1 protein-coding gene is annotated in these 710 nt (G+C 72.3%); it reads right to left on the minus strand.

Features of this window, described 5'->3' with window-relative positions:
• Positions 1-106: 106 nt before the first annotated feature.
• Positions 107-710: ParA family partition ATPase (parA, locus tag GOB81_RS17400; RefSeq protein WP_173571466.1), on the minus strand; the 604-nt coding region annotated here is incomplete at its 5' end.

Raw genomic sequence — 710 nt, forward strand, 5'->3', positions numbered from 1 at the left:
CGCCGGTCCCAGGCGAGCGACGTATCGCCATAGGGCGGGTCGACCAGGATCATGTCGTAGGGGCCGTGCCAGGGCATCAGGAGCGCGCTGTCGCCGGTCAGGAGGGTCATGATACCAGCCCCCCGATCTCGGTCGTCAGAGCGGCGATTTCGCGGGCGGCAATCCCTTGGGGGCGAAGATCGCACACCAGACGGCCGGTGCGCGCAGCCTCGGCGAACGCGACCCGCTGACCGATCCGCGCCGCCAGTGCCGCCGGCTCGTGCCCAGCGAGCGCCAGCCGGGTTTCGCGGGCGATGACCGTGCGCGCGGCGCAGCGGTTGAGCACGAAACGGGCGAGAAGGCCGGGACGGAAGAGCCGTGCCTCCGCCAGCAGCCGCAACATCTCGGCCGAGGCCCAGCCGTCGAACGGCGAAGGCTGCGCGGGAATCAGCACCAGGTCGGCGGCCAGCAGGGCGGAGCGCAGCAGCGCCGCCACGCGCGGAGGACCGTCGATGACGACGTGATCCACCCCCTGAGCCAGTGCCGGCGCCTCGTGGTGCAGCGTATCGCGCGCCAGCCCGATCACGCCGAACAGCCGTGGCAGTCCCTCCCGTACCCGTTGCGCCGACCAGTCCAGCGCCGAGCCCTGCGGGTCGGCATCGATGACCGTCACGCGCCGGCCTTCCCGAGCCCATTGGCCCGCGAGATGCAGCGCCAGCGTCGTCTTGCCG

The sequence above is a fragment of the Acetobacter conturbans genome, from assembly GCF_011516755.1.
GTDB lineage: Bacteria > Pseudomonadota > Alphaproteobacteria > Acetobacterales > Acetobacteraceae > Acetobacter > Acetobacter conturbans.